Origin of the sequence: Pseudomonas sp. UBA7530 (genome assembly GCF_002479365.1) — a bacterium.
GTDB lineage: Bacteria > Pseudomonadota > Gammaproteobacteria > Pseudomonadales > Pseudomonadaceae > Aquipseudomonas.
This window is the reverse complement of sequence record NZ_DLMS01000011.1, coordinates 530,533-552,774: the sequence shown is the minus strand read 5'-3', so window position 1 is coordinate 552,774 and position 22,242 is coordinate 530,533. Positions and strand designations below refer to the sequence as shown.

The following is a 22,242-nucleotide window of genomic DNA, read 5'->3' as shown; positions in this document are numbered from 1 at the left end:
TACTCCTGCCCCCGCATTCAGCGCCAGCGGCGCACCGACTTCTGGAAGAACAGGCTGTTGGGCACCTGCAACAATGCGCCGGCGGCGTTTTCGTCGAGGTCCTGCAAGGTGGTGTAGAACAGGTTGATGGCGATCACCCGCCCTTTCACCCCCGGCTTGTCGGCGCTGTCGATGACCTCGACGGTATCGCCCAGGCGAAACGGGCCCATGGTGAAGATCAGCAGCGCGCAGAACATGTTCGACAGCACGCTCCAGATGGCGAAGAACGCCACCGCAGCGACAGCGGTGAAACCAGTCAGCGCCGTCCACAGCACGTTCGCCGATACGCCCAGGCGCTCCAGCACCATGAGCAGTGCGCTGCCCATGATCAGCCAGCGCACCAGGCCGCGCAGCGGCTGCAACACTTCTGCCGGCAACAGGCTGTAGCGCGCGCCAAGGCGGCTGATGGCGCGAGTGAGAATGCGCTGAGCGATCCATGCCAGCAGGATGATCAGCAGTACCTGGCCAGCACGAATCAGCGGCTCGCGCCAGGCCATCAGCAGTTCCAGCTGTTCCATTACTCGGCTTCCTCCAGTTGCTGCTGCAACGCCTCCAGGGTTTCCAGCGCCAGCAGCCAGGCCTCTTCCAACTCGGATTCACGCGCCTTGAGCTGCGCCTGTTCGGCCAGGCGCTGGCGCAGTTCGTCCTTGCGCGCGGCTTCGTACAGACCGCTGTCGCCCAACTGGGTTTCCACCGCGGCGAGCTTTTCCTGCACCTTGCCCAGTTCCTGCTCGAGCTTCTCGGCCTGCTTCTTGTGCGGCGCCAGTTGCTGGCGCAGCGCGGCGGCGGCCTGGCGTTGGGCACGCTTGTCGGTCTTGTCTGCAGCGCCTTCGGCCGCTGCGCTGGGCGGTGCCTGGCGCTGACGGTAGTCGACCAGCCAACGGGCGTAATCATCGAGATCACCGTCGAACGGCGCCACGCGACCATCGGCGACCAGCAGGAATTCGTCGGTGGTGCTCTTGAGCAGATGGCGGTCGTGCGAGACCACCACCACGGCACCGGCGAACTCCTGCAGGGCCATGGTCAGCGCCAGGCGCATTTCCAGGTCGAGGTGGTTGGTCGGTTCATCGAGCAGCAGCAGGTTGGGTTTACCCCAGGCGATCAATGCCAAGGCCAGGCGCGCTTTCTCGCCACCGGAGAAATTCACCACCGGCTCGTCGCAGCGCGCGCCACGAAAATCGAAACCGCCGAGAAAGTCGCGCAGCGTCTGCTCGCGCTCGCTCGGCGCGATGCGCTGCAGGTGCAGCAGCGGGCTGGCCTTGTCGTCCAGGGCATCGAGCTGGTGCTGGGCGAAGTAGCCGATCACCAGGTTCTCGCCGCGGGTCAGGCTGCCGGCCAGCGGCTGCAGCTCGGCCGATAGGTTCTTGATCAGCGTCGACTTGCCCGCGCCGTTGGGGCCGAGCAGGCCGATGCGCGCACCCGGCACCAGGCTCAGCTTGACCTGCTGCAGGATGGTCTTGTCGCCGTAGCCCAGGCGGCCTTCGCTGAGGCTGAGCAGCGGCGTGGAGATCTTGTCGGCCTCGCGGAAGACGAAGTCGAAGGGCGAGTCGACGTGCGCCGCACTCAGCTCTTCCATGCGCTCCAGCGCCTTGATCCGGCTCTGCGCCTGGCGGGCCTTGGTCGCCTGAGCCTTGAAGCGGGCAATGTACTTTTTCATGTGCGCGCGCTGCGCCTGCTGCTTTTCGTAGGCCTGTTGCTGCTGGGCCAGGCGTTCGGCGCGAGTGCGTTCGAAGGCCGTGTAGCCGCCGCGATACAGGTTCAGCTTGCGCTGCTCGACATGGGCAACATGGTCAACCACGGCGTCGAGAAAATCACGGTCGTGGGAGATCAGCAGCAAGGTGCCCGGGTAGCTCTGCAGCCAGCCTTCGAGCCAGAGAATCGCGTCCAGATCCAGGTGGTTGGTTGGCTCGTCGAGCAGCAGCAGGTCGGACGGGCACATCAACGCCTGGGCCAGGTTCAGGCGCATACGCCAGCCACCGGAGAAGTCGCCGACGCGGCGATCCATCTGCGCGTTCTCGAAGCCCAGGCCAGCCAGCAGCTTGCGCGCGCGGGCATCGGCGGTATAACCGTCGGCGCTGTCCAGTTCACTGTGCAGGCGGGCAATGGCGGCGCCGTCGTGGCTCTGCTCGGCTGCGGCCAACTCGGCCTGCACGCGGCGCAGGTTGTGATCGCCGTCGAGCACGTAGTCAACGGCCAGCCGCTCGAGGTTGTCGACCTCCTGGCGCATATGGGCGATACGCCAGTCGCCGGGCAGCAGGCAATCGCCGGCATCCGGTGTCAGCTCACCGCGCAACAGGGCGAACAGGCTGGATTTACCGGCGCCGTTGGCACCGATCAGACCGGCCTTGTGACCGGCGTGCAGGGTCAGCTCGGCGCCTTCGAGCAGGCGTTGCGGACCACGCTGTAGAGTGAGGTTCTGGAGTCGGATCATAATGGCCGCGGAGTCTATCAAATCGCCCCGGAGGCCGCGTGCAGGATCTGTGGAATTTCGCCCTCGAACTCTATGCCAGACCAGGCGTGGAAAAGGCCTGCCTGGAACTGCAGGACGCGGGCAGCGACGTTTGCCTGCTACTGACTGGCGCCTGGCTACAGCAGCGCGGCGTGCGCTGCCTGGAGGAACGTCTGCGTGCCCTGACGGACGTGGCCGCGCCCTGGCAGCGCGAGGTGATCTCGCCCTTGCGCCAGACACGCCGCCACTGGCGCACGGCAGCAGGCGAAGATGCCGAGCTGGCGGCCTTGCGCGAACAGATCAAGAAACTGGAATTGCAGGCCGAGCGGGTATTGCTCGAACGGCTGCAGACGGTGACCGAGAGCTGGCCTGGCGAGGCGGGTAGAGACGACTGGCTGATTCGCCTGGCCGAAAACGACAGCGCCGCGCTGCAGGTGCTGCGCGGCGCCGTCAATCCGCCTTAGGAGGCGCTCGGGGTGATGCTGCCGCTGCTTACGGTAGGCGCAGCGGGCGTCGCCGGGGCAGCCGGAGCTGCTGGCGCTGCCGGCGCGGCAGTTGGCTTGGCTGCTACAGGCTTGGCCGGAGCCTTCTTCGCTGCAGCCGGTTTCTTCGCAGCAGCAGGCTTGGCAGGCGTGGCTTTGGCGGCGGGCTTCGCAGCAGGTTTAGCCGCTACGGGTTTGGTGGTAGCTGGCTTGGCTGCTGGCTTACTGGCCGCTGCTGGCTTCGCCGGCGTTTTCGCGGCGGCTGGCTTTGCGGCAGGCTTGACCGCCGGCTTGGCGGCAGCAGGTTTGGCGGCAGCCTTGGGCGCGGCCGTTTTAGCCGCTGCAGGCTTGCGGGCAGCAGGTTTAGCCGCTGGCTTGCTGGCGACCGCGGGTTTGGCAGCCGACTTGCTGGCCGCTACCGGCTTGGCGGCTGGTTTGCTGGCCGGTTTGGCAGTAGCGGGTTTGGTCGGGGCCTTGTTCACCGGTGCTTTTGCGACAGCGGGTTTCTTTGCAACGGCCGGCTTGCTGGCAGACTTGGCTGCCGGCGCTGCGGCCTTGGCTTCACGTGCGTCCAGCGCCTTGCCGGCGGCTTCCTTCACTTTGCCAACGCCCTGCGCCAGCTTCAGGCTTTCCTGAGCATCGCGCTTGAGCTGGGCGATGTAGGTACGGGTTTCGCTCTGGCTGGCCTTGAGCCCATCGAGCAGCTCCTCCAGCTCGGCGACGGCATTCTTGGCCTTGGCTTGCGCCTTGGCCTTGCCGGCAACGGCGGCGTCCTGCAGCTTGCTGCGCGCCTTGTGCAGTTTCTCCTGAGCCTTGCCGCGCTGCTTCTCCAGTTTGGCGAGCAGTTTCTCGGCGTCGATCAGCGCTTGCGAGCAAGCATTCTCCAGATGTTCGAGCAGACTGGCAGACAGTTGGTGCAACAGGTGCAGCGGGGTGGTCACGGACTTCTTCTTGGCCGACATGGCGCGCCTCCAGGCGGATGTGGATGCGCCCATACTAGACGCAGGCGAGACGCCCCGCCATAGGCCTTTTGGCGATCGCAGCACGGGCATCGCGCGCCTGGCATAATCGCTGGCACATTCATCGGGAGAGATCGTCATGAGCCGCGCCGTACTCGCCACACTCGCGCTGTGCTGCAGCCTGGGTGTGCAGGCCGACCAGCACCAGCAGGACCTGGCTTATAGCCTCGGTGTGCGCCTCGGCGAACGCCTGCATGAAGAGGTGCCCGACCTGCCGCTGAGCGAACTGCTCGAAGGCTTGCGCCAGGCCTATGAGGGTAAGCCGCTGCGGCTCGAAGCCAGCCGTATCGAGCAACTGCTCGATGAGCATGAAGCCCGTATCGAAGCCTCGCCGCAACGCCATGCCAAGGCCATCGAAGCCGAGCAGCGCTTTCTCGCCGAGGAGAGTCGCCGCGCCAACGTGCGGGCGCTGGCCAACGGCGTGCTGGTGACCGAATTGAAACCTGGCAGCGGAGCCAAGCCCACTGCCCGCAGCCGAGTGCAGGTGAGTTATCGCGGCGAGCTGGCCGATGGCAGCGTCTTCGACGAGAGCAGCACACCGCAGTGGTTTCGTCTGGACAGCCTGATCGCCGGCTGGCGCAGCGCACTGCTGCAGATGCCGAAGGGCGCTCACTGGCGCCTGGTGATTCCATCAGCTCAGGCGTATGGGGAAGACGGCGCGGGCGATCTGATACCGCCCCATGCGCCTCTGGTCTTCGACCTGCGCCTGCTGGACGTAGCCGACTGAGCGCCGCCCTGATCCACAATGAAAAGCCCGGACTCAGATCCGGAATGCTGTTCACTTAAGAAACGGTCTAGCTCGATCAGTCCCCTCGCCCCTCCAGGGAGATGCTTAGGGAGAGGGGGGAAACTGGCAGTTTGCGGAGTCTTCTGCCCTCTCCCCCAGCCCCTCTCCCATAAATGGGAGAGGGGAGCCAATCGTGTGCAACCTTAATTGAACAGCATTACGGACTCAGACCGGGCTTTTTGACATCGAGCGGTCAGATCGCTTCGGCAGCCTGTTCCTGATGGGCGTTGTGCAGCACCTCGATCAGGCAGTCTTCCAGCTCGAAACGTTCGTGCAACAGCTGTCCCAGGCGGTTGAGCTCGACCACCAGCGAGGCGTTGTCACGACTGTCGCCGTTGTCACAGCGGTCGTTGAAGGCCAGCGCGACCTCGGTGATGGCTTCGATGCGCGGGTAGATCTGCTTGGCCAGTTCCAGGCCGCGCTGGTCGTTGAAGGCCTTGGCCTCGCTGGTCAACTGCTCGTAGACCTCGAAGTGGCCGGCCGAGACGTAGTCCACCAGCAGCTCGCAGAAGCCCTGCAACGACTCGCAATTGATGGCTGGAGCCTGCGGCGCCTTATTCAGAGCGGTATAGGCCAGCACCAGTTCGCGGCGCTCACCCAGCCAGCGATCGATCAGTTGGTGAACCCCGCCCCAACGTTCCTGTGCGTTCCGACAACTCTCGAGCATGATGAACCTCGTTTCCCTTATCGATAATGCCTGTTATACGCCCGTTCCCGAGACGTTTTCTTTAAGGGCCCCATCCCTGGCGACCATCCCTCGAACCATTGGCTGCGCGACGCTAAAAGTCATTCCTGACGATTTTCCGTCAATCGAAGCTTGCTCTTGGAAAGGCAACCGCAAAATGGCGTTTTTCCGACGGTGCGTGCGAGCCAGATTATGCCCGCTGGCAGACACCATCAAGGCATAGGCGCGAGAAACTTTCATACGGGCGTTTAATCGAGAAGCCACGAACTCCGTGGCTTCATGCGATTCACACGCTCAATTGCGGCGCAATAGCTGGAACAGGCAGAACAGCAGCATGCCGATGAAGCCGAGCAGGCTCCACTCGGGAATGCTCATGCCGAACAGCGTCCACTTCACTTCGGCGCAGTCTGCGCTGCCCTGGAACACCAGACGCACGATGTCCTGCATGGGCAGGGCTTCCATCATGAACTCGAGGCTCGGCAGACAGGCTTCGAGCTGATCGGCAGGCACGCTCTGCAGCCAGATCTGCCGACCTGCGGTGGCGGCACCGGCGCCAGCGAACAGCAAGGCCACCACGGCGTAGATGCGTCGACCGAGACGCCCTGGGCCATGGATCGCCGCGATCAGACAGACCACGCCGAACAGGATCACGCAGATGCGCTGCAGTACGCACATCGGGCAGGGTTCCAGGCCGACGACATGCTCCAGGTACAGCGCAGCCGCCATCAGCAGTACGCAGCCGATGAATGCCAGGAAAAACAGGGGACGCGGACTGGCCAATTGCATGGTGGCTCCGTAAGGGAAATCGAGGGCGTACGGTAGAGGAAAGCGAGGGCGCCTTTCAAGGCGCCCCACGGCTCATAACAGGCTGTTCATCATGCCGGAACGCCCCTCCGTCCGCACGGATGGCCAAGCGCGGCAATCGGCCGCATCCATTCAGACCGCGACACCCTGCGGTTGCGGCAGCGACGGCAGGCCCTGGTGCAACAGGCCGAGACTTTCCAGCAGCAGTTGGTTGCTGCGTTCCAGTTCACCCAACTGCGCCAGCAGGCGCGCCAGTTCGGCGCAGGTTTCCGGGTGACGCTCGAGCTTGAGGCTGGTCTCGAAGTAGTCGCGCGCCTTGCCCCACAGCTGGTTTTGCAGGCACAGGCGGCCCAGGGTCAGCAGCAGGGCCGGGTCCTGTGGATGCTGCTTGAGCCAGAGCTCGGCTGTCTGCAGCTGACGCGCCGGATCGGCGCCACGCAGCACGCCATAGAAACGCGCCAGGCGGCTGTCATAGCCTCGTTTGAGCGCGCCGCGCAGCACTTCCTCAGCTTCTTCCTGTGCGCCCAGGCGGCGCAGCTGCTCAACATAGGTGGCGATCAGCTCAGGCTCGTTGCGCAGGCTGGCCGACAGTTGGCTCCAGGCCTTGCTCAGGGGCTGCAGGGCAGTTTCTCCCTGCGCCAAGCCAAGCTCGCCGACTTCGGCCAGGCGCCCACGCCAGGTTTCGCGCTCCAGCTCGTCGAGCTCTGCGGCGGGTAGCGCCTTTTCCTTACGCAACTCCGGCAGCAGGCCGAGCAGCGCCGACCAGTCCTGGCGCTGCAGATACAAACGCTGCAACTGGCGCAGCACCAGATGATGGCCCGGATGGCGCTCACGCATGGCCTGCAGGGTTTCCAGCGCCGCGTCGCTGTCGCCGCGCTTGCGCTGCAGCTCGGCGTGGGTCAGGGCAATCGCCAGCTCGGCCTGCGGCTGCCTGTTCAGCGCCCGCTCGAGCAGTGCGTCGCTCTGTTCGTGCTCACCAAGCTTGCCGGCTGCCCGAGCAGCGCCAAGGTAGTACATCAGCGGCTGGCTATCGGCCTCGGCGGCGCGGGTCAGCTGGCGTTGGGCGCGTGCCCAGCGGCCTTCGGCGAGATCCAGCATGCCCTGCTCGGAGGCCTGGCGCACACGGCGAGTGCGGTGCAGTCGCGACCAGGGGTTGGCCATCCGCGTCGAGCTGAGCAACAGACGCAACGTCCACTTGATCAGGTAGTAGAGCACCACCACGACCACCAGCAGGCCCAGGAATGCCCACAGGCCGGACTGGTAGCGGAAGCCCTTGTAGGCGAACAGCACGTAGCCGCGGTCAGCCTCGATGGCCAGGCTGAGCAGGTAGAGCCCGACAGCGATGGCCAGCAATAACAGAAGCCAGATCAGGCGTTTCATTGCGCCTCCCCGGCCGCGGCGGCCCCCTGCCGACGTTGCGCCTGCTTGCGTTGCAGGTAGGCCTGCAATGCATCGAGCGACTCGCTCAGATCCGGCACCTTGACCTCGATACTGGCATCGGCCAGCTCGCTGAAGCGCTGGCGCAGGGCGCGACTGTCCGGATTATCCAGATTGAAGTGCGCGTCGAGAATGTCCTCGGCCTGCTTCAGCGACTGCTTGTACACACCGGTCTGACCATGCAGCGCGGCCCACTGCGCCTGCTCCAGGGCCAGCGACAGGCTCAGGCGAACCTGCGACAGGCTTTGCCCGGAGAGCAGCGGACGCACGTTGCGATCGGCATCGAATTCGATACGGAAGTAGTCGGAAAGCTTCTTCGCCCACTCGCTCCACCAGGCGCTGCCATCGCCCTCGGCCGCCAGCTCGGAGAGCACGTCGCCCTGCCCTTCGAGGGTCGGCGCCAGCGGGTTGAGCGTGGCGGCCTGCTCACGCAGGGCGCCCAGTTGCAGGAATAGGCCGACGCGATCCGGTCGCTCCGTAGTGCGCAGCGCTTCCAGGCTGCGGCTGAGCTGCTCGCGGGCAGCGAAGGCGGCGGGATCGTCCTGATCGCGGAGGATATCGTCAGCCGCCAGCACCAGCGCCTCGGCACTGGCCACATCCTGCAACGCCGACAAGCGCAAGGTCGCCAGACGCAGCAGGTGCTCGGCCTCATCCAGGCGCCAATCCTGGCGGCTGCCATCAAGCACGCTTTCCAGGCGCTGGCTCAAACGCTGCTGGTCGCTCTGCAGGTTGGCCAGCAAGCGGCGGCGCTCCTCCAGTTCGGTTGCACTGGGCAGGTCAGCCAAACGCGAATCCAGGCGCTGGCCCAGATCCTTCAAATTCTTCGTAGTGTCGTCGCGGGTACTCTGCAGAGCATCGGCCTGCTGCTGGTCCCTGCCCTGCATTTCGTGCAGTTGCCAGAGGCTCCAGCCACCAGCACCAGCGCCTGCCAGGCCGATCAACAAGGCCAAGGCGGCAACGCCGCTGCCCCCGCCACTGCGGGATGCCTGAGCAGGTTGAGCTGTTGGCGTGCTTTTCACGGCTTCGCTGGCCGGTTTTTCTTCTGGCGTCTTCGGGGTGGATGCTTCGCTCACGTATCCGTCCTTTTAGAGGGCGGCAGCCGGAAACTGCTCCAGCGCTGCCTGCAAGGCCGCGGCACTGGCGCCGCGACAGTCCACAACGATTTCCGCACCCGCATGGCGCGCCTGCTCGGCAACGCGCGGGCTGGGTACGAACAAGGGTAGCCGAGCCAACGCCGGCCAGTCATCGCCGGCCAGCTGCAGCAGATGTTCGAAACCCTGTCCACTGCTGACAACCAGGCCGTTCAGGCGTTCCGCTCGCACGCACAGGCCGAGCTCGCCCGGCGCGTACTGCGGCAGCACACGGCGATACAGTGGCAGATAGTCGACCGCCACGCCTTGGCCGCGCAAGCGCTCGGCGAGAAATTCTCGGCCACCTTCGCCACGCAGGATCAGTACGCGCGGCGCAGCTGTCGTGGCGATAGCCTGGTGCAGCGCCGGCAGTGCGAGCAGCGCTTCGCTGTCATCGCCAGAGTCGGGAAAATACACACGCAAGCCCTGCTCGGCGAGCACCGCAGCAGTGGCGGCGCCGACACTGAACCAGGGCAGGTCGACTGCTGCCGCATGTCGCGCCAATAGCTGCAGACCAATCCTGGCGGCCGGTTTGCTGACCACGATCACCGCGCAATAGCGCTGCAGCTCGGCAAAGGTGCTGCGCTGCTCAGCGGTTTCGGCCAACGCCTCGATGGCCAGCAGCGGCATGCAGTGACTGGCGACTCCCTGGGCGGCCAGGGTCTGCGCCAGCGCCGCACAGTCCTCGGCAGGACGCGTCAGCAACAGGCGCCAGGCGCTCAAGGGTGACCGGCCTCACCGTAAACGGCCTTGAGAATGGCCTCGGCACCCTGCGCCAGGAGCGCCTCAGCCACGCGTACGCCCAGCGCTTCGGCATCGCTGCTGGCGGCGCGCTCTTCGGCGCGCAGCAACAGACCTCCGTCGGGTTGGCCAACCAGGCCGCGCAGCCACAGCTGGTCGTTCTCGAGCAGGGCATAGCAGGCGATAGGCACCTGGCAGCCGCCATTGAGGTGTTTGTTCAGCGCCCGCTCGGCGGTGACGCGCAATGCAGTCTCACGGTGATGCAGAGGCGCCAGCAGGGCATGCACGTCGCTGTCGGCGCTGCGGCACTCAATGCCCACGGCGCCCTGGCCGCCGGCCGGCAGGCTGTCTTCGGCGCTGATCGAGCTGCGGATGCGATCTTCGAAACCCAGGCGGATCAGACCGGCAGCGGCGAGGATGATGGCGTCGTATTCGCCGGCATCGAGCTTGGCCAGACGGGTGTTGACGTTGCCGCGCAGGAACTGGATTTTCAGATCGGGCCGGCGCGCCAGCAACTGGGCCTGGCGACGCAGGCTGGAGGTGCCGACCACGCTGCCGGCCGGCAGTGCATCGAGGCTGTCGTAGGTGTTGGAGACGAAGGCGTCACGCGGGTCTTCACGCTCGCAGATGCAGTACAGGCCCAGCCCCTCGGGGAAATCCATCGGCACGTCTTTCATCGAGTGCACGGCGATGTCGGCCTCGTTTTCCAGCAACGCGGTTTCCAGTTCCTTGACGAACAGCCCCTTGCCACCAATTTTCGCCAGCGGCGCGTCGAGCAACTTGTCGCCGCGGCTGACCATGGGCACCAGGCTGACCTTCAGGCCAGGGTGGGCCTGTTCCAGTCGGGCTTTGACATACTCGGCCTGCCACAGGGCCAGGGCGCTCTTACGGGTGGCGATGCGGATTTCGCGGGACATGGGGCAATTCCAGAAAACGGATTGCCGCGAATCATAACAGGCTCGCCCATTACGGGCGCTGCCAGGCGGCCATAGGCCGCAGGTTTGTCGGTCACTGCGAAGGCGATGACGCCCTGGCGCGCAGCTCAGAGTGTCAGAGTGCCTGCATCAACTTGCGTACGCCGGCCACATGGCGGCGGCTGACCACCAGCGAATCGCCTTCCAGCCCCTTGAGGAACAGCTGGAAATGCCCGAGCGGGGTGCGCTGCAGGCGTTCGATACGCTCGCGCGCCACCAGCGCATTGCGATGGATGCGCACGAAACGGTCACCGAACTCGTCTTCCAGCGCCTTGAGCGGTTCGTCCAGCAGCACTTCGCCGCCCTCGTGGCGCAGGGTCACGTACTTGTGATCGGCGATGAAATAGACCACGTGATCCAGCGGAATCAGCTCGATGCCCTTGCGGGTGCGGGCGCTGATATGGGTGCGCGGCCCACCGCCGGTCTCGGCGGCTGGGCGGGTCAAGGCGGCCAGTTGCACGCGGTTGGGCCGCTCGGCCTTTTTCAAGGCCTCGTTGAGGCTCTCGGGCCGCACCGGTTTGACCAGATAGCCAACGGCGCTGACCTGGAAGGCCTCCAGGGCGAACTCGTCGTGCGCCGTGCAGAAGATCACCGCAGGCGGCGCTTCGCGCTCGCAGAGTTTCGCGGCGACCTGCAGGCCGTCGAGCCCGGGCATGCGGATATCCAGCAGGACCACATCCGGCTTGAGGCTATCAATCAGGGTCAGGGCTTCCTCGCCATTGCTGGCGGCGGGCTCCAGGACCCGGTAGCCCTCGAGCTCACCGACCATGCGGCTCAGGCGCTCACGGGCAAGGGGTTCGTCATCGACGATCAGGACATTCATATTGCTCTGGCTTCCTGCGTGAGTCTCGCACAAGGATAGCGTAGACAGCTGTAGTGACGGCCGTCACGGCGCTCCACGCTGAGACTCGCGCGGGGGCCAAAAAGTGCCGCCAGACGCGCATCGATATTACTCAGCGCTTGCTGCGTTCCCCGCGACGGGTGCTGCTCGCCCCGCTCTTCATACGGATTGCTGACACACAAGCTGAACACACCATCCTGGTAATGCGCTTCAACCCGCACCAGGCCACCTTCGATACGTGGCGCGATGCCATAGATCAGCGCATTCTCCAAAAGAGGCTGCAGGGTCAGCTGGGGAATCGGCAGATCCTCCGGCACACCCTCGACCTCCCACTGCAACTGTAGTCGCTCACCGAGCCGATAGTGCTCGATAGATAGATAACGTTTCGCCAGTTCCAGTTCCTCCTTCCACGCAACCAGCGTGCCGGGCTTGGCCAGGCTGGCGCGAAACAGATCGGACAAATCCAGCACCGCCTGCTCGGCCTTGTACGGGTCGAGCGTGACCAGGCTGGCGATGCTGTTGAGGCTGTTGAACAGGAAATGCGGACGAATCCGCGCCTGCAACGATTCGATGCGCGCGCGCAGTTCGGCCTGCTCCTGCCGCCGCCATTGGCTCTGCAGATAAAAATAGCGTAGCAGCAGTGCGGACATGATCAGGCTGATCAGCGCATGGCGCAGGTAAAGATTCACCTCGCCGGCGCGCGGCAGCGGCCCGCCGAGTTCGTAATAGTCGGCCACCGCCGTGCAACCCAGGGTCAGCAGCACCACCAGAGCGCAGCACAGGCCGCCCGCCAGCGCCGGACGCAGACGCGCCAGCAGCGGCCGCAGGCGACATAGCACGGCCGCCGAGAGCAGCACGATCCATTGCACGAACAGCGAGGTCAGGGCCAGGCGCACCCAGTCGAAGCCCGGCGTCATCGGTTCGGCGAGCACCAGCACCAGTACCAGCAGCTCGGCCAGCAGCACCATGCTCAGCAGGGCTTCCGGCTGGCACAGTTCCGGGACGAAAAAGTCGTCGATGGCGGTGTTGGATTTATTCTTGGCAAGCGATTGTGTGTGCATCGACGCAGTTTCCGTGTCGCCTTGCGGGCCGGCAAGCGAGACGGCTCCAGCCGGACGAAATAAAGCACCGAAATGCCGCCTTCAGCGCAAAATTGTGAAGCAACCGACAACGCCAGCGACCGCCCGACGGCGAACGCGGCCCGGCGAAACGTCCGCCGACCCTGCTATTATCGACCCACTTTGTCCGCCATGCTGGCCAGCAATTAGGTCAGCCCGATCCAGAGCCCGAACCATGAGCAGCGAAAAAACCAACCAATCCTGGGGCGGCCGCTTCAGCGAGCCCGTCGACGCCTTCGTCGCCCGCTTCACCGCCTCGGTCGAATTCGACAAGCGCCTGTACCGCCACGACATCATGGGCTCCATCGCCCACGCCACCATGCTGGCCAAGGTCGGCGTGCTCAGCGACGCCGAGCGCGATGCGATCATCGATGGCCTGAAGCAGATTCAGGGCGAGATCGAAGCTGGCACCTTCGACTGGCGCGTCGACCTGGAAGACGTGCACATGAACATCGAAGCGCGCCTGACCGACCGCATCGGCGTGACCGGCAAGAAGCTGCACACCGGCCGCTCGCGCAACGATCAGGTAGCCACCGACATCCGCCTGTGGCTGCGTGACGAGATCGACCTGATCCTGGCGGAAATCACCCGCCTGCAGCAGGGCTTGCTGGAACAGGCCGAGCGCGAAGCCGAGACCATCATGCCCGGCTTCACCCACCTGCAGACAGCCCAGCCGGTGACCTTCGGCCACCATCTGCTGGCCTGGTTCGAGATGCTGTCGCGCGACTACGAGCGCCTGGTCGACTGCCGCAAGCGCACCAACCGCATGCCGCTGGGCAGCGCTGCGCTGGCCGGCACCACCTACCCGATTCAGCGTGAAATCACTGCCGAACTGCTGGGCTTCGACGCCGTGGGCGGCAACTCCCTGGACGGCGTATCGGATCGCGACTTCGCCATCGAATTCTGCGCCGCCGCCTCGCTGGCGATGATGCACCTGTCGCGCTTCTCCGAAGAACTGGTGCTGTGGACCAGCGCCCAGTTCCAGTTCATCGACCTCCCGGATCGTTTCTGCACCGGCAGCTCGATCATGCCGCAGAAGAAGAACCCCGACGTACCCGAGCTGGTGCGCGGCAAGACCGGCCGCGTGTTCGGCGCCCTGACCGGCCTGCTGACCCTGATGAAAGGCCAGCCGCTGGCCTACAACAAGGACAACCAGGAAGACAAGGAACCGCTGTTCGACGCAGCCGACACCCTGCGCGATTCGCTGCGCGCCTTCGCCGACATGATCCCGGCGATCAAACCCAAGCACGCCATCATGCGTGAAGCGGCGCTGCGCGGTTTCTCCACCGCCACCGACCTGGCCGACTACCTGGTGCGCAAAGGCCTGCCGTTCCGCGACTGCCACGAAATCGTTGGCCACGCGGTGAAGTACGGCGTCGACAGCGGCAAGGACCTGGCCGAGATGAGCCTGGACGAGCTGCGCCAGTTCAGCGACCAGATCGAGCAGGACGTGTTCGCCGTGCTGACCCTGGAAGGCTCGGTTAACGCCCGCAACCACATCGGCGGCACCGCACCGGCTCAGGTGCGTGCGGCGGTGGCACGCGGCCGGGAACTGCTGGCCAGCCGCTAAGCACGGCTCGGCGAGAAACGGGAAAAGGAGTTCCCATGCCTGAATTATTGTTGCGCGGCTTGGCGCTACTCGCCGAGATCATGCTTGAAATCATAATCGGCTACGTCTTCTACACCAGCGGCTGGCTGGCACTACGACTTTTGACGCTGGGCCGCTACCCGAATCTGCCGCTGCGCGTGACCGACCCTTCGGGTTCGCGCAGCGCCTGGGTCGCAACGTTCGGCTTCCTCTGCCTGGTTGGCCTGCCCCTGACGTGGCTGACCGTCACTTACAGCTGAACGCTGCCACGAGACATTTCCATGCCTATAGACATCCGCCCCGCCACCCCTGACGACGCCGAGCTGATCCTGCGCTTCATCACTGACCTGGCCATCTACGAAAAGGCCGAGCACGAAGTGAAGACCGATGCCGCAGGGATCCGCGACAGCCTGTTTGCCGATGGCAGCACTGCTCATGGGCTGATCTGTGAACTGAACGGCGAGCCGATCGGTTACGCCGTGTACTTCTTCAACTACTCCACCTGGCTGGGCAAGCACGGTCTGTATCTGGAAGATCTTTACGTCAGCCCCGAAGCACGGGGCCTAGGCGCCGGCAAAACGTTGCTACGCCACCTGGCGCAATTGGCCGTGGTGCGCGGCTGCGGCCGCTTCGAATGGTCGGTGCTGGATTGGAATACGCCCGCCATCGACTTTTACGAGTCCTTCGGCGCCCGCCCGCAAAGCGAATGGACCACCTATCGCCTCACCGGCCAGGCCTTGCTGGACTTCGCCGCAGGCTGAGAAAGCCAGCGTCTGGCTAGGGCAACACCTCTGGCCTAAGGTGATACATGTGCAGCCAGGGCGAACCGATCTTCATCGCAGAATACCGCACCCTCAATACGAATCTTTGCAGTCGAGCTGCTAACTCAGGTTTTCGCCTGCAATTTTGAAGTCAGCCTGAAAGGCGTCGGCGCACCCTGCGAATGAGCCTGCTTCAGAAGCAGCAAGGCGCGCTGCTGCATTAACTGGCGGTGGCCGCCTTGAATAGTCAGTGCTGGATTGGAACACCGCGGCTATCGACTTCTACGAACACTTCAGCCCGCCTGCAGAGCGAGCACGCCGGCTACCGCCTGGCCGGCGAGGGCCTGATCGGCACGCGTATCTGTTGCGAGCTGATGACCGCGCTGTTCAATAGCCACGAAAATCTGCAGGCAATTGCCAACCGTTGCTGGGCAAACACGCCCGCGTAGTACACGCGGGCTCTGTGATTAGCCCAGCGCTGCAGCGCCGGCCAGCGCCACCTGCCCGTCCTGGGTCGGGTGCATGCCTGACACGCCTATAGCGCCGATGACCTCGCCATCCCGAACCAGCGGCACACCACCCTCAAGCAGAATGGCATTGTGCATCGACAGCAAGCGTAGTGCCGCGCCGCCAGTTGCCAGAGTTTCCTCGAAGCCCTTAGTCGAGCGCTTGAACAGCGCCGCAGTGGACGCCTTCTTGATCGCTATATCGACGCTGCCCAGGGCCGCTTCATCGAGTTTGTGCAACAGCACCAGGTTTCCACCGCTGTCAGCCACTGCAATCACCATCGGCCAGCCGTTGGCCAACGCTTCACGCTCAGCCGCTGCAGCAATATGTCGCGCCTGCTGCAAATCGACAGGAGCGCCATAGCTCAGTACACCGGGAGCGAATCGGTCTGATGCACTCATGGCATTGCCTGCCCACCGTTGACATCGAGCACCTGCCCGGTGATGTAGCCGCTGCAGGCGTGTGAAGCGAGGAACAGATAAGACGGCGCCATTTCCTCCGGGGTGCCAAAGCGGCCCATCGGGATGGTGGTGCTGACCGCTGCGCGCGCAGCCTCATCCTTATCGGCGTGGAAGGCAGTGTCCACGGTGCCAGGCGAAACGATGTTGAACCGGATATTGACCGGGGTAAATTCACGTACCCAGTTGCGCTGAATGTTGTGCAACCAGGCTTTGGCCGCAGCATAGAGGCTAGCGCCGGGGCCACCGCCGCCATGCGCGGCGATCGAGCCGGTGGTGATCACTGCGGCGCTCTGTCCGCTGGCTTTGGCCGAGGCGCGCAGATGGGGAATGGCCTCACGGGTGAACATCAGCGCCGAACGCAGGTTGACGTCGGTCATGGCATCGAAGAAGGCGTCATCGATGCTCTCCAGGCCACGGCGCTCCAGCAGTGCCCCAGCGTTGTTGATCAATACATCGATACCGCCGAAACGCTCGACGAATGCCGCAACCGTGGCAACGCAGGCTTCAGTCTTACCGAGATCGCCAGCGAAGAACGCCGCCTGGCCGCCATCGGCTGACAACTCACTGAGCAGCGAATCGAGGTTGGCCGGCGAGTTGCGTGCGGTGATGCCGACGTTGGCGCCAAGCTTGGCGAAGGCGCGCGCAGTAGCTAAGCCGATACCCTGTGTGGAGCCGGTGATCAGAACGCGCTTGCCGCGCAGGTCGTTGAAGGTCATTGGGTGCATTCCTCTTTACGGTGAGCAGGGGATTCCGGGGCAATGCCTGCGCGGTGTTTGAGTAAGCGCAACAGCAGCGGCAGCAGCCACAGAGACAGGGTAATGATGGCGAGCGCCAGCGACACCGGGCGTTCGAAGAACACCATCAGGTCGCCTTGGGCGCGCATCATCGAGGTGATGAAGGTTTCCTCGAGCATCGGCCCGAGGACGATGCCGAGGATCATTGGCGCCAGTGGAAAACCGTTTTCTTCCATGACGAAGCCGATGATGCCGAAGGCGAGAATGATGACGATGGCGAACAGGGTGTTTTCCACGGCGAAGGCACCGACGATAGAGAACGCCAGGATCACCGGCATGAGGATGCTCTGCGGCACCTGCAGCACGCGCTTGAACAGCTTGATGGCGAGAAAACCGAAAGGAATCAGCATGAGGTTGGCGAGCAGGAACGCCAGGAACACCGCGCTGATCATGTCGGCGTTCTCGGTAAAGATAGTTGGGCCCGGACTCAGGCCCTTCATGAACAGCACGCCGATGACGATGGCGGTCAGCGAATCTCCGGGAATCCCGAACACCGTGGCCGGGATGAAACTGCCACCAACTGCCGCGTTGTTAGCTGCGGTAGCCGGAACAATCTTGGCCATGTTGATCTCATCCGAGGTGGTGCGCCGGGCCGCTGCGCGCTTGGACATTGCATAGGAAATGTACGCCGCCACGTCGGCGCCGGCCCCAGGCAGAATGCCCACCAGCACACCGACGAACGACCCCCGGGCGACACCCAGCTTGTACTTGAAGATGTCGCGCAGCGCCTGCAGCAGCATCGGCTTTTGAGGCACCAGGGCGGCCTGCCGGGAGTTGCCCGCGCGGCTGTTACGGGTGCAGAAGCGCAGGATCTCCGCCACGGCGAACATACCGATGATCACCGGGATGAAACCCAAACCGCCGAGCAGGTCAGCATTGCCGAAGGTAAACCGCGCCTCACCGGAAACAGGGTCCAGTCCCACGCTTGCCACCAGCAATCCGAGCAGCAGCGACACTGCACCTTTGACTGGCGAGCTGTCAGACACCGCAATGGCGGCGGTCAGGCCCATGCAGGCCAGCCAGAAATATTCGAACGAACTGAAGTTGAGGGCGAACTCGGCCAGGGATGGCGCGAACAGGACTAGCGCCAGTACGCCGACGCTGCCGCCGATGGCCGAGCTGACCGCACTCATGCTTAGCGCATACTCACCCAGGCCTCGCTGCGACAGGCCATGGCAGGGCTCGGTGTAGGCCGCGGATGCCGGCGTACCGGGCATGCGCATGTACACGGCGGGAAGGTCGCCGGAGAAGATCGCCATGGCGGCCATGGTGACGATGGCGGCAATCGCTGGCACTGGGTCCATGAAGAAGGTCACCGGCACCATCAGCGCTACCGCCATGCTGGCAGTGAGCCCAGGAATGGCGCCGACAAAAAGGCCGTACAAGGCGGCAATCATCATCACCACCAGGACCTCGAAGGTCATGACCATACCGAAAGCATTGATTATCGCGTCCACGCTCAGCGCCCCTGGTAGTTGGCGAGAACGCCCATGGGCAATTGCACGCTCATCAGCTGCTGGAAAAACAGGTAGAGAAACACCGTAACCAGCACCGCGGTCACCCAGGACAGCAACGGACGACCGCTGAAGCGCTGACAGAGCAACCCCACCAACGACACGCTACACAGCGGAAAACCGACGCTTTCGATAGCCGCGATGAACGCCACCACCAGCAGCGGCACCAGCACGACATTGATCACTCGCTCGCGATCACACATCCAGGGGCCGGCCTGTACCAGCCAGAAACCGCCTTGCTGAACCAGCGTCAGGCGGATGCCCTTGATCAGCAGGATCACCCCACAGACCGCCAACAGGCTGCCGATGATCGAAGGAAAGAAGCCGGCGCCGTACTGGAAGAACGGCGAAGTTTTCATCTGCTGACCGTGTACCAACACAACCAACCCGAGCAGGGTGAAGCTCACCCCAAGAGTGATATCGCTGAATTTCATACTGTGCGCTCCTGTCGATCGGCAATGGCCCCTAACAGGCATAGGCGGCCACTGTGTCGGTTAAGGATTGAGCTTGCCGATCAGAGACTGAACGTCGCGGGTGTGCTGTTCCAGGTACTCTCCGAAGGCCTCAGCGTTGCGCCACTGCGGACGGAAGCCACGATCTTCCATTTCCTTACGCCATTCGGGGTCGTTGTAGATTTTTTCCAGGGTCGTCTCGAGCCTGATCTTGATGTCGTCTGGTAGGCCGGCAGGCGCCACCAGTGCACGGAACGAACCCAGTTCCAGATCCAGGCCAGTTTCCTCTTTCAGGGTCGGCACATTCGGGTAGGCGGCCTGACGCTCGGAGCCGAATACAGCGAGACTGCGTACTTTTTCCGAGCGCAGCAGCGCGTCGGCCTCGGGTAACGAGCACGGTACAAAGTCGACACCGCCAGCAGCCAGATCCTGCATCGCCGCAGCGGCGCCCTGGCCGGGAATCATGCGCACTTTTTGCATGTCGACCTGCCAGGCATCCAGCAGCCCGGCCACGGCCATCGGCCAGGAACCTCCGCAACCGCCGGCGCAGGCGATGGTGTATTTGGCGGGGTCCGCCTTCAGCGCATCGAGCGCTTGGCGCAGGTTGGTGAAGGGCGAATCGGTTTTGACCTGGAAGCCGGCCAGGTCGAAGTTGTACTGGCCGATGGGCGTGAAGTCGCTAGCCTTGAAGTCGGCCTGGCCCATCTCCTTGTAGTGGGCATAGTTGAACAGGATCCCCAAGGTGTAGCCGTCGGCCTTGGAGCTGATGATCTTCTGAATGCCAACCACACCACCACCCTGGCCCAGGTTGATGACATTGAACTGCTGGCCCAGCTCCTGTTTGAGGTACTTGGACAGGATCCGCGCGGTTCCATCGGAACCGCCTCCAGCACCAGCCGGCACAATAATGCTCACCGGACGACTTGGCCATTCGGCGGCCATCGCTGGTATGGCCAAGCCCAGTGCAAGGGTGAGTGCGGCCAGTTTGCAACCGGCGCGGCTCAGCAATTTGCCGAGGGTGAAAGACTGTGACATGCGGGGTGCATGATTAATGAGCATAACGAGCTCTCCTTTTATTATTGTCGAGTACAGCTGTCATGGTGATTGGGTGCAGCGAATATCAGTTTTGCGTTGCCCTCCAGGCCGACACGAAGGCTGCCGCGTTCTCGCCGACCTCGGCCACGCTCATTCCCGGCTTGTACAACGCCGAACCAAGACCGAAACCGCTGGCACCCGCTTGGACGTACGCGGCCATACCCGCTGGCGTAATACCGCCGACCGGCAGCAGGGCGATGTCACGAGAGAACACCGCGCGCCAGGCTTTGATGATCGACGGGTTGAATTGCTCGGCGGGAAACAGCTTGAGCACCTGGGCACCGGCCTCCAGCGCGGCGAAGCCTTCACTCGGTGTGGCCACCCCAGGCGAGCTGAACAGCCCGGCGCGGCGTGTGGCGCGAATCACTTCAGGGTTGCAGTTGGGCGACACGATCAAGCGCCCACCAGCCTGCGCCACCTCTTCCACCTGCCCTGTGCTGAGCACGGTGCCTGCTCCGATCAGTGCGCGATCACCCAGTTCAGCCGCCAGCAAGCCGATGCTCTGCAATGGCTGCGGCGAATTCAGTGGAATCTCGATCAAGCGAAAGCCTGCCTCATAGAGCGCCAAGCCTATGGGGACGATCTCCTTAAGGGTGACACCGCGCAGAATGGCGATCAGCGGCAATTGCTGCAGGTAGGAATCATCCATGCTGGGCACTCCTCGAAGCGTCGACAGGCGGTGCGATGACAAGAGAGGCGGCACAGGCCAGGTTCCAGAGCCCCACGACCCCGGCGTTTTCCAGGATGCGTACGGAGTCCACGCCAAAGCGAGCCAGGGCCAATCGATAGCGCTCACACAGGTGGGCATCGCCAATCAGCACCAGCGGCGGACAGGCGCCACCCTCAAGACTGGCGAGCACGCTTCGCAGCTCCTCGCCAATCAGCAGTCCAGAGAGATAATCCAAACTCTCTCCCGCGCTCAGGCGGTCGGTGAGCAAAAGACTGCGGGTGCTGAACAGACGACCGGAAATACCTTCGGCGCCGCTCTGCCGAGCGGCATCGAGCCCGCCAATGAAAGCCGCGTCGCTGCGCTCGCTTCCCTGCTCACGGGCCGGGCGACCAAGAATCGAATGGTCACGCAAGACCGCGAACAACTCGCCTGTCATATAGGTCGCGAAGTGGCTGATCGCGCCGTCGCGCACCGTGACCCATTTGCTGTGGGTACCCGGCAAAACCAGCAAGGCGTCGTCACCTAGTTCAGGGGCCAGTTGCAAAGCACCGAAGACCTGGGTTTCTTCACCTCGAATCACGTCGGGTAGCGCGCCTGCATCGAGCACCCCGGGCACCAGATGCAGCGTGCCGCAGGCAGTATGCAAAGCCAGCAACCCATCCACCAGGTCGCTCGCCGTAGCCGGGCATACGGCGTAGGGCACCTCGCGCCAGCCCTGGCGGCTGCCAATCATGCCGCACGCCAGCGCAGGCAGCTCAGGCCATTGGCGATGCCAGTCACCTATCAACTCTTCATAAGCGCGGGCAAAATCGCCATCTGGTGTGTGCTGTACGCCCCACGGCCGACTCTGCGAAGCCAGCACCCGGCCGTCTTCGCCGAGCAGATAAGCGCGTAGCGATGAGGTACCCCAGTCGAGGGCGATCAGCGTCGGCGAGTGGCGTTCAGTCATGAGGCACTCCAACCCAATTCTCGGGAAATGGCGACGGCACAAGCCGTTACGTCCGGGCGCAATTCGTGCAGACGTGCTTCCGGCATATAAGGGATGGCACCGGCAACACTCAGCGCAGCGACAATTTGCCCGCTGGCATCGCGAACTGGCGCGGCGACACAGCGCACGCCCAGCTCGTTTTCTTCTAAGTCGAGGCTGAAACCGCCCTTGGCATAGCCGTTCATCAGCTCGCGAAACTCATCCCAAGGCGTAAAAACCTCACGCAAGCCAGACTGCCCGGCTCGACGTCGCAGGCCCTGTTCGTATAGCTCCAACCACTGCGTTTCCGTCAGGTCGAGCATCAGCGACTTACCAATTCCCGTCAGCGCCAGGGGCATGCGCAGGCCGATTCGCGAGCGCATTTCTAGACCGCGACTGCTCGGTAGCTTCTCGATGTAGAGCACATCGCCGTCCTCACGCACGCCCAGGTGCACGGTGTCCTGGGTTAACCGTGCCAAGGCCTCCAGATGAGGGCGCGCCACATTCGCCAGCGGCATCTGCGCGCGGGCCTTGTAGCCGAGTTCGATGAGTTTTGGGCCAAGCTGATAGCCACCAGCGCTACCGCCAATGGCGCGCAAATGACCTGCCTGCACCAGAGCGGTGATCAGGCGATGAGTGGTGCTGCGCGTACAGCCAATGATTGCACCGATGTCGGCGAGGCTGCTGGCCCCCTGGGCAACGGCGTCGATCACAGCCAGCCCTCTGAAAAGCGCCTGGGCACCAGTGGGTGCTTGGTTGTTGTTTTTATGGGACATAGGTCTCTCCTGACGATGGACTCTAATCGGCTTTTTTATAATTCTCAACATGCGAAACCAACTCCCACATTATAGGAGTCAATAATTCACAAGGTATTCCGCATGGCCAGTACGCAACCACGCTGTCAAACTGAACACTCTTTCCAAAGAC

24 protein-coding genes are annotated in these 22,242 nt (G+C 63.7%); 5 read left to right on the top strand and 19 right to left on the bottom strand.

Annotated elements, in window-relative coordinates; translation table 11 throughout:
* Nucleotides 1–17 precede the first annotated feature (17 nt).
* Together B2U07_RS16510 and B2U07_RS16505 are read right to left on the bottom strand one after the other, a co-directional pair.
* Nucleotides 18–557: a mechanosensitive ion channel family protein gene (locus B2U07_RS16510; protein WP_197859022.1), complete on the bottom strand. Its 540-nt coding sequence runs from the start codon at nt 555–557 to the stop codon at nt 18–20.
* Complete coding sequence (locus tag B2U07_RS16505; RefSeq protein ID WP_296277374.1) at nt 557–2,470, bottom strand: ATP-binding cassette domain-containing protein; 1,914 nt, start codon at nt 2,468–2,470, stop codon at nt 557–559. Before B2U07_RS16505 ends, B2U07_RS16510 begins: the two co-directional genes overlap by 1 nt.
* A gap of 38 nt (nt 2,471–2,508) precedes the next feature.
* Here B2U07_RS16505 and B2U07_RS16500 point away from each other — a divergent pair, with 38 nt between their 5' ends.
* Nucleotides 2,509–2,952 carry a TIGR02444 family protein gene (locus B2U07_RS16500; protein WP_275545655.1) on the top strand — a complete coding sequence of 148 codons (444 nt, stop codon included), beginning with the start codon at nt 2,509–2,511 and terminating at the stop codon, nt 2,950–2,952.
* Here B2U07_RS16500 and B2U07_RS16495 read toward each other — a convergent pair.
* On the bottom strand, nt 2,949–3,932 hold the full coding sequence (locus B2U07_RS16495; RefSeq protein WP_275545656.1) for an AlgP family protein: 984 nt from the start codon (nt 3,930–3,932) through the stop codon (nt 2,949–2,951). The genes B2U07_RS16500 and B2U07_RS16495 overlap by 4 nt on opposite strands.
* 136 nt (nt 3,933–4,068) lie before the next feature.
* Between B2U07_RS16495 and B2U07_RS16490 the strand changes: the two genes are divergently transcribed.
* Nucleotides 4,069–4,716, top strand: coding sequence for an FKBP-type peptidyl-prolyl cis-trans isomerase (locus B2U07_RS16490; RefSeq protein WP_275545657.1), 648 nt, complete (start codon nt 4,069–4,071; stop codon nt 4,714–4,716).
* Nucleotides 4,717–4,969: 253 nt separating this feature from the next.
* Here B2U07_RS16490 and B2U07_RS16485 read toward each other — a convergent pair whose 3' ends face one another.
* The 8 genes from B2U07_RS16485 to B2U07_RS16450 all read right to left on the bottom strand — a co-directional run bounded on the left by B2U07_RS16485 (nt 4,970) and on the right by B2U07_RS16450 (nt 12,449).
* Nucleotides 4,970–5,443: an Rsd/AlgQ family anti-sigma factor gene (locus tag B2U07_RS16485; protein ID WP_017361229.1), complete on the bottom strand. Its 474-nt coding sequence runs from the start codon at nt 5,441–5,443 to the stop codon at nt 4,970–4,972.
* A gap of 312 nt (nt 5,444–5,755) precedes the next feature.
* Complete coding sequence (locus tag B2U07_RS16480) at nt 5,756–6,247, bottom strand: disulfide bond formation protein B (protein WP_017361228.1); 492 nt, start codon at nt 6,245–6,247, stop codon at nt 5,756–5,758.
* Between the two features lie 150 nt (nt 6,248–6,397).
* The gene (locus B2U07_RS16475) at nt 6,398–7,645 is read right to left on the bottom strand and encodes a heme biosynthesis HemY N-terminal domain-containing protein (protein WP_275545658.1); all 1,248 of its coding nucleotides are present in this window, start codon (nt 7,643–7,645) and stop codon (nt 6,398–6,400) included.
* On the bottom strand, nt 7,642–8,775 hold the full coding sequence (locus B2U07_RS16470) for a uroporphyrinogen-III C-methyltransferase (RefSeq protein WP_275545659.1): 1,134 nt from the start codon (nt 8,773–8,775) through the stop codon (nt 7,642–7,644). The genes B2U07_RS16475 and B2U07_RS16470 overlap by 4 nt, the downstream gene beginning before the upstream one ends.
* A 12-nt stretch (nt 8,776–8,787) precedes the next feature.
* Complete coding sequence (locus B2U07_RS16465) at nt 8,788–9,555, bottom strand: uroporphyrinogen-III synthase (RefSeq protein WP_197859015.1); 768 nt, start codon at nt 9,553–9,555, stop codon at nt 8,788–8,790.
* On the bottom strand, nt 9,552–10,490 hold the full coding sequence (hemC, locus tag B2U07_RS16460; RefSeq protein WP_275545660.1) for a hydroxymethylbilane synthase: 939 nt from the start codon (nt 10,488–10,490) through the stop codon (nt 9,552–9,554). Before hemC ends, B2U07_RS16465 begins: the two co-directional genes overlap by 4 nt.
* 133 nt (nt 10,491–10,623) lie before the next feature.
* On the bottom strand, nt 10,624–11,370 hold the full coding sequence (locus B2U07_RS16455; protein ID WP_197859013.1) for a LytR/AlgR family response regulator transcription factor: 747 nt from the start codon (nt 11,368–11,370) through the stop codon (nt 10,624–10,626).
* Entirely contained in the window at nt 11,367–12,449 is a 1,083-nt protein-coding gene (locus tag B2U07_RS16450) for a sensor histidine kinase (protein ID WP_275545661.1), read from the bottom strand. Before B2U07_RS16450 ends, B2U07_RS16455 begins: the two co-directional genes overlap by 4 nt.
* A gap of 232 nt (nt 12,450–12,681) precedes the next feature.
* Between B2U07_RS16450 and argH the strand changes: the two genes are divergently transcribed.
* Genes argH through B2U07_RS16435 form a run of 3 tightly spaced genes read left to right on the top strand, consistent with a single transcriptional unit; the run spans nt 12,682 to nt 14,855 of the window.
* On the top strand, nt 12,682–14,076 hold the full coding sequence (gene argH, locus B2U07_RS16445) for an argininosuccinate lyase (RefSeq protein ID WP_041976060.1): 1,395 nt from the start codon (nt 12,682–12,684) through the stop codon (nt 14,074–14,076).
* Nucleotides 14,077–14,111: 35 nt separating this feature from the next.
* The gene (locus tag B2U07_RS16440) at nt 14,112–14,354 is read left to right on the top strand and encodes a hypothetical protein (RefSeq protein WP_275545662.1); all 243 of its coding nucleotides are present in this window, start codon (nt 14,112–14,114) and stop codon (nt 14,352–14,354) included.
* Nucleotides 14,355–14,375: 21 nt separating this feature from the next.
* A complete protein-coding gene (locus B2U07_RS16435) occupies nt 14,376–14,855 on the top strand; it encodes a GNAT family N-acetyltransferase (RefSeq protein ID WP_275545663.1) in 480 nt (159 codons plus the stop codon).
* A gap of 467 nt (nt 14,856–15,322) precedes the next feature.
* On the opposite strand, the gene B2U07_RS16430 is transcribed toward B2U07_RS16435, so the two are convergent.
* From B2U07_RS16430 to B2U07_RS16395, 8 genes are all read right to left on the bottom strand, one after another.
* Nucleotides 15,323–15,763, bottom strand: a complete 441-nt coding sequence (locus B2U07_RS16430) for a heme-binding protein (protein WP_275545664.1) — start codon at nt 15,761–15,763, stop codon at nt 15,323–15,325.
* Complete coding sequence (locus tag B2U07_RS16425) at nt 15,760–16,539, bottom strand: SDR family NAD(P)-dependent oxidoreductase (protein WP_275545665.1); 780 nt, start codon at nt 16,537–16,539, stop codon at nt 15,760–15,762. Before B2U07_RS16425 ends, B2U07_RS16430 begins: the two co-directional genes overlap by 4 nt.
* Nucleotides 16,536–18,041: a tripartite tricarboxylate transporter permease gene (locus B2U07_RS16420; RefSeq protein WP_275545666.1), complete on the bottom strand. Its 1,506-nt coding sequence runs from the start codon at nt 18,039–18,041 to the stop codon at nt 16,536–16,538. The genes B2U07_RS16425 and B2U07_RS16420 overlap by 4 nt, the downstream gene beginning before the upstream one ends.
* A gap of 35 nt (nt 18,042–18,076) precedes the next feature.
* Nucleotides 18,077–18,565, bottom strand: a complete 489-nt coding sequence (locus tag B2U07_RS16415) for a tripartite tricarboxylate transporter TctB family protein (RefSeq protein WP_275545667.1) — start codon at nt 18,563–18,565, stop codon at nt 18,077–18,079.
* A 60-nt stretch (nt 18,566–18,625) separates the two neighbouring features.
* Nucleotides 18,626–19,618: a Bug family tripartite tricarboxylate transporter substrate binding protein gene (locus tag B2U07_RS16410; RefSeq protein ID WP_275545668.1), complete on the bottom strand. Its 993-nt coding sequence runs from the start codon at nt 19,616–19,618 to the stop codon at nt 18,626–18,628.
* An 85-nt stretch (nt 19,619–19,703) separates the two neighbouring features.
* Nucleotides 19,704–20,327: a 2-dehydro-3-deoxy-6-phosphogalactonate aldolase gene (locus B2U07_RS16405; RefSeq protein ID WP_275545669.1), complete on the bottom strand. Its 624-nt coding sequence runs from the start codon at nt 20,325–20,327 to the stop codon at nt 19,704–19,706.
* Nucleotides 20,320–21,297, bottom strand: a complete 978-nt coding sequence (locus B2U07_RS16400; protein ID WP_275545670.1) for a 2-dehydro-3-deoxygalactonokinase — start codon at nt 21,295–21,297, stop codon at nt 20,320–20,322. The genes B2U07_RS16405 and B2U07_RS16400 overlap by 8 nt, the downstream gene beginning before the upstream one ends.
* Entirely contained in the window at nt 21,294–22,091 is a 798-nt protein-coding gene (locus tag B2U07_RS16395; protein ID WP_275545671.1) for an IclR family transcriptional regulator, read from the bottom strand. The genes B2U07_RS16400 and B2U07_RS16395 overlap by 4 nt, the downstream gene beginning before the upstream one ends.
* Nucleotides 22,092–22,242: the final 151 nt, after the last annotated feature.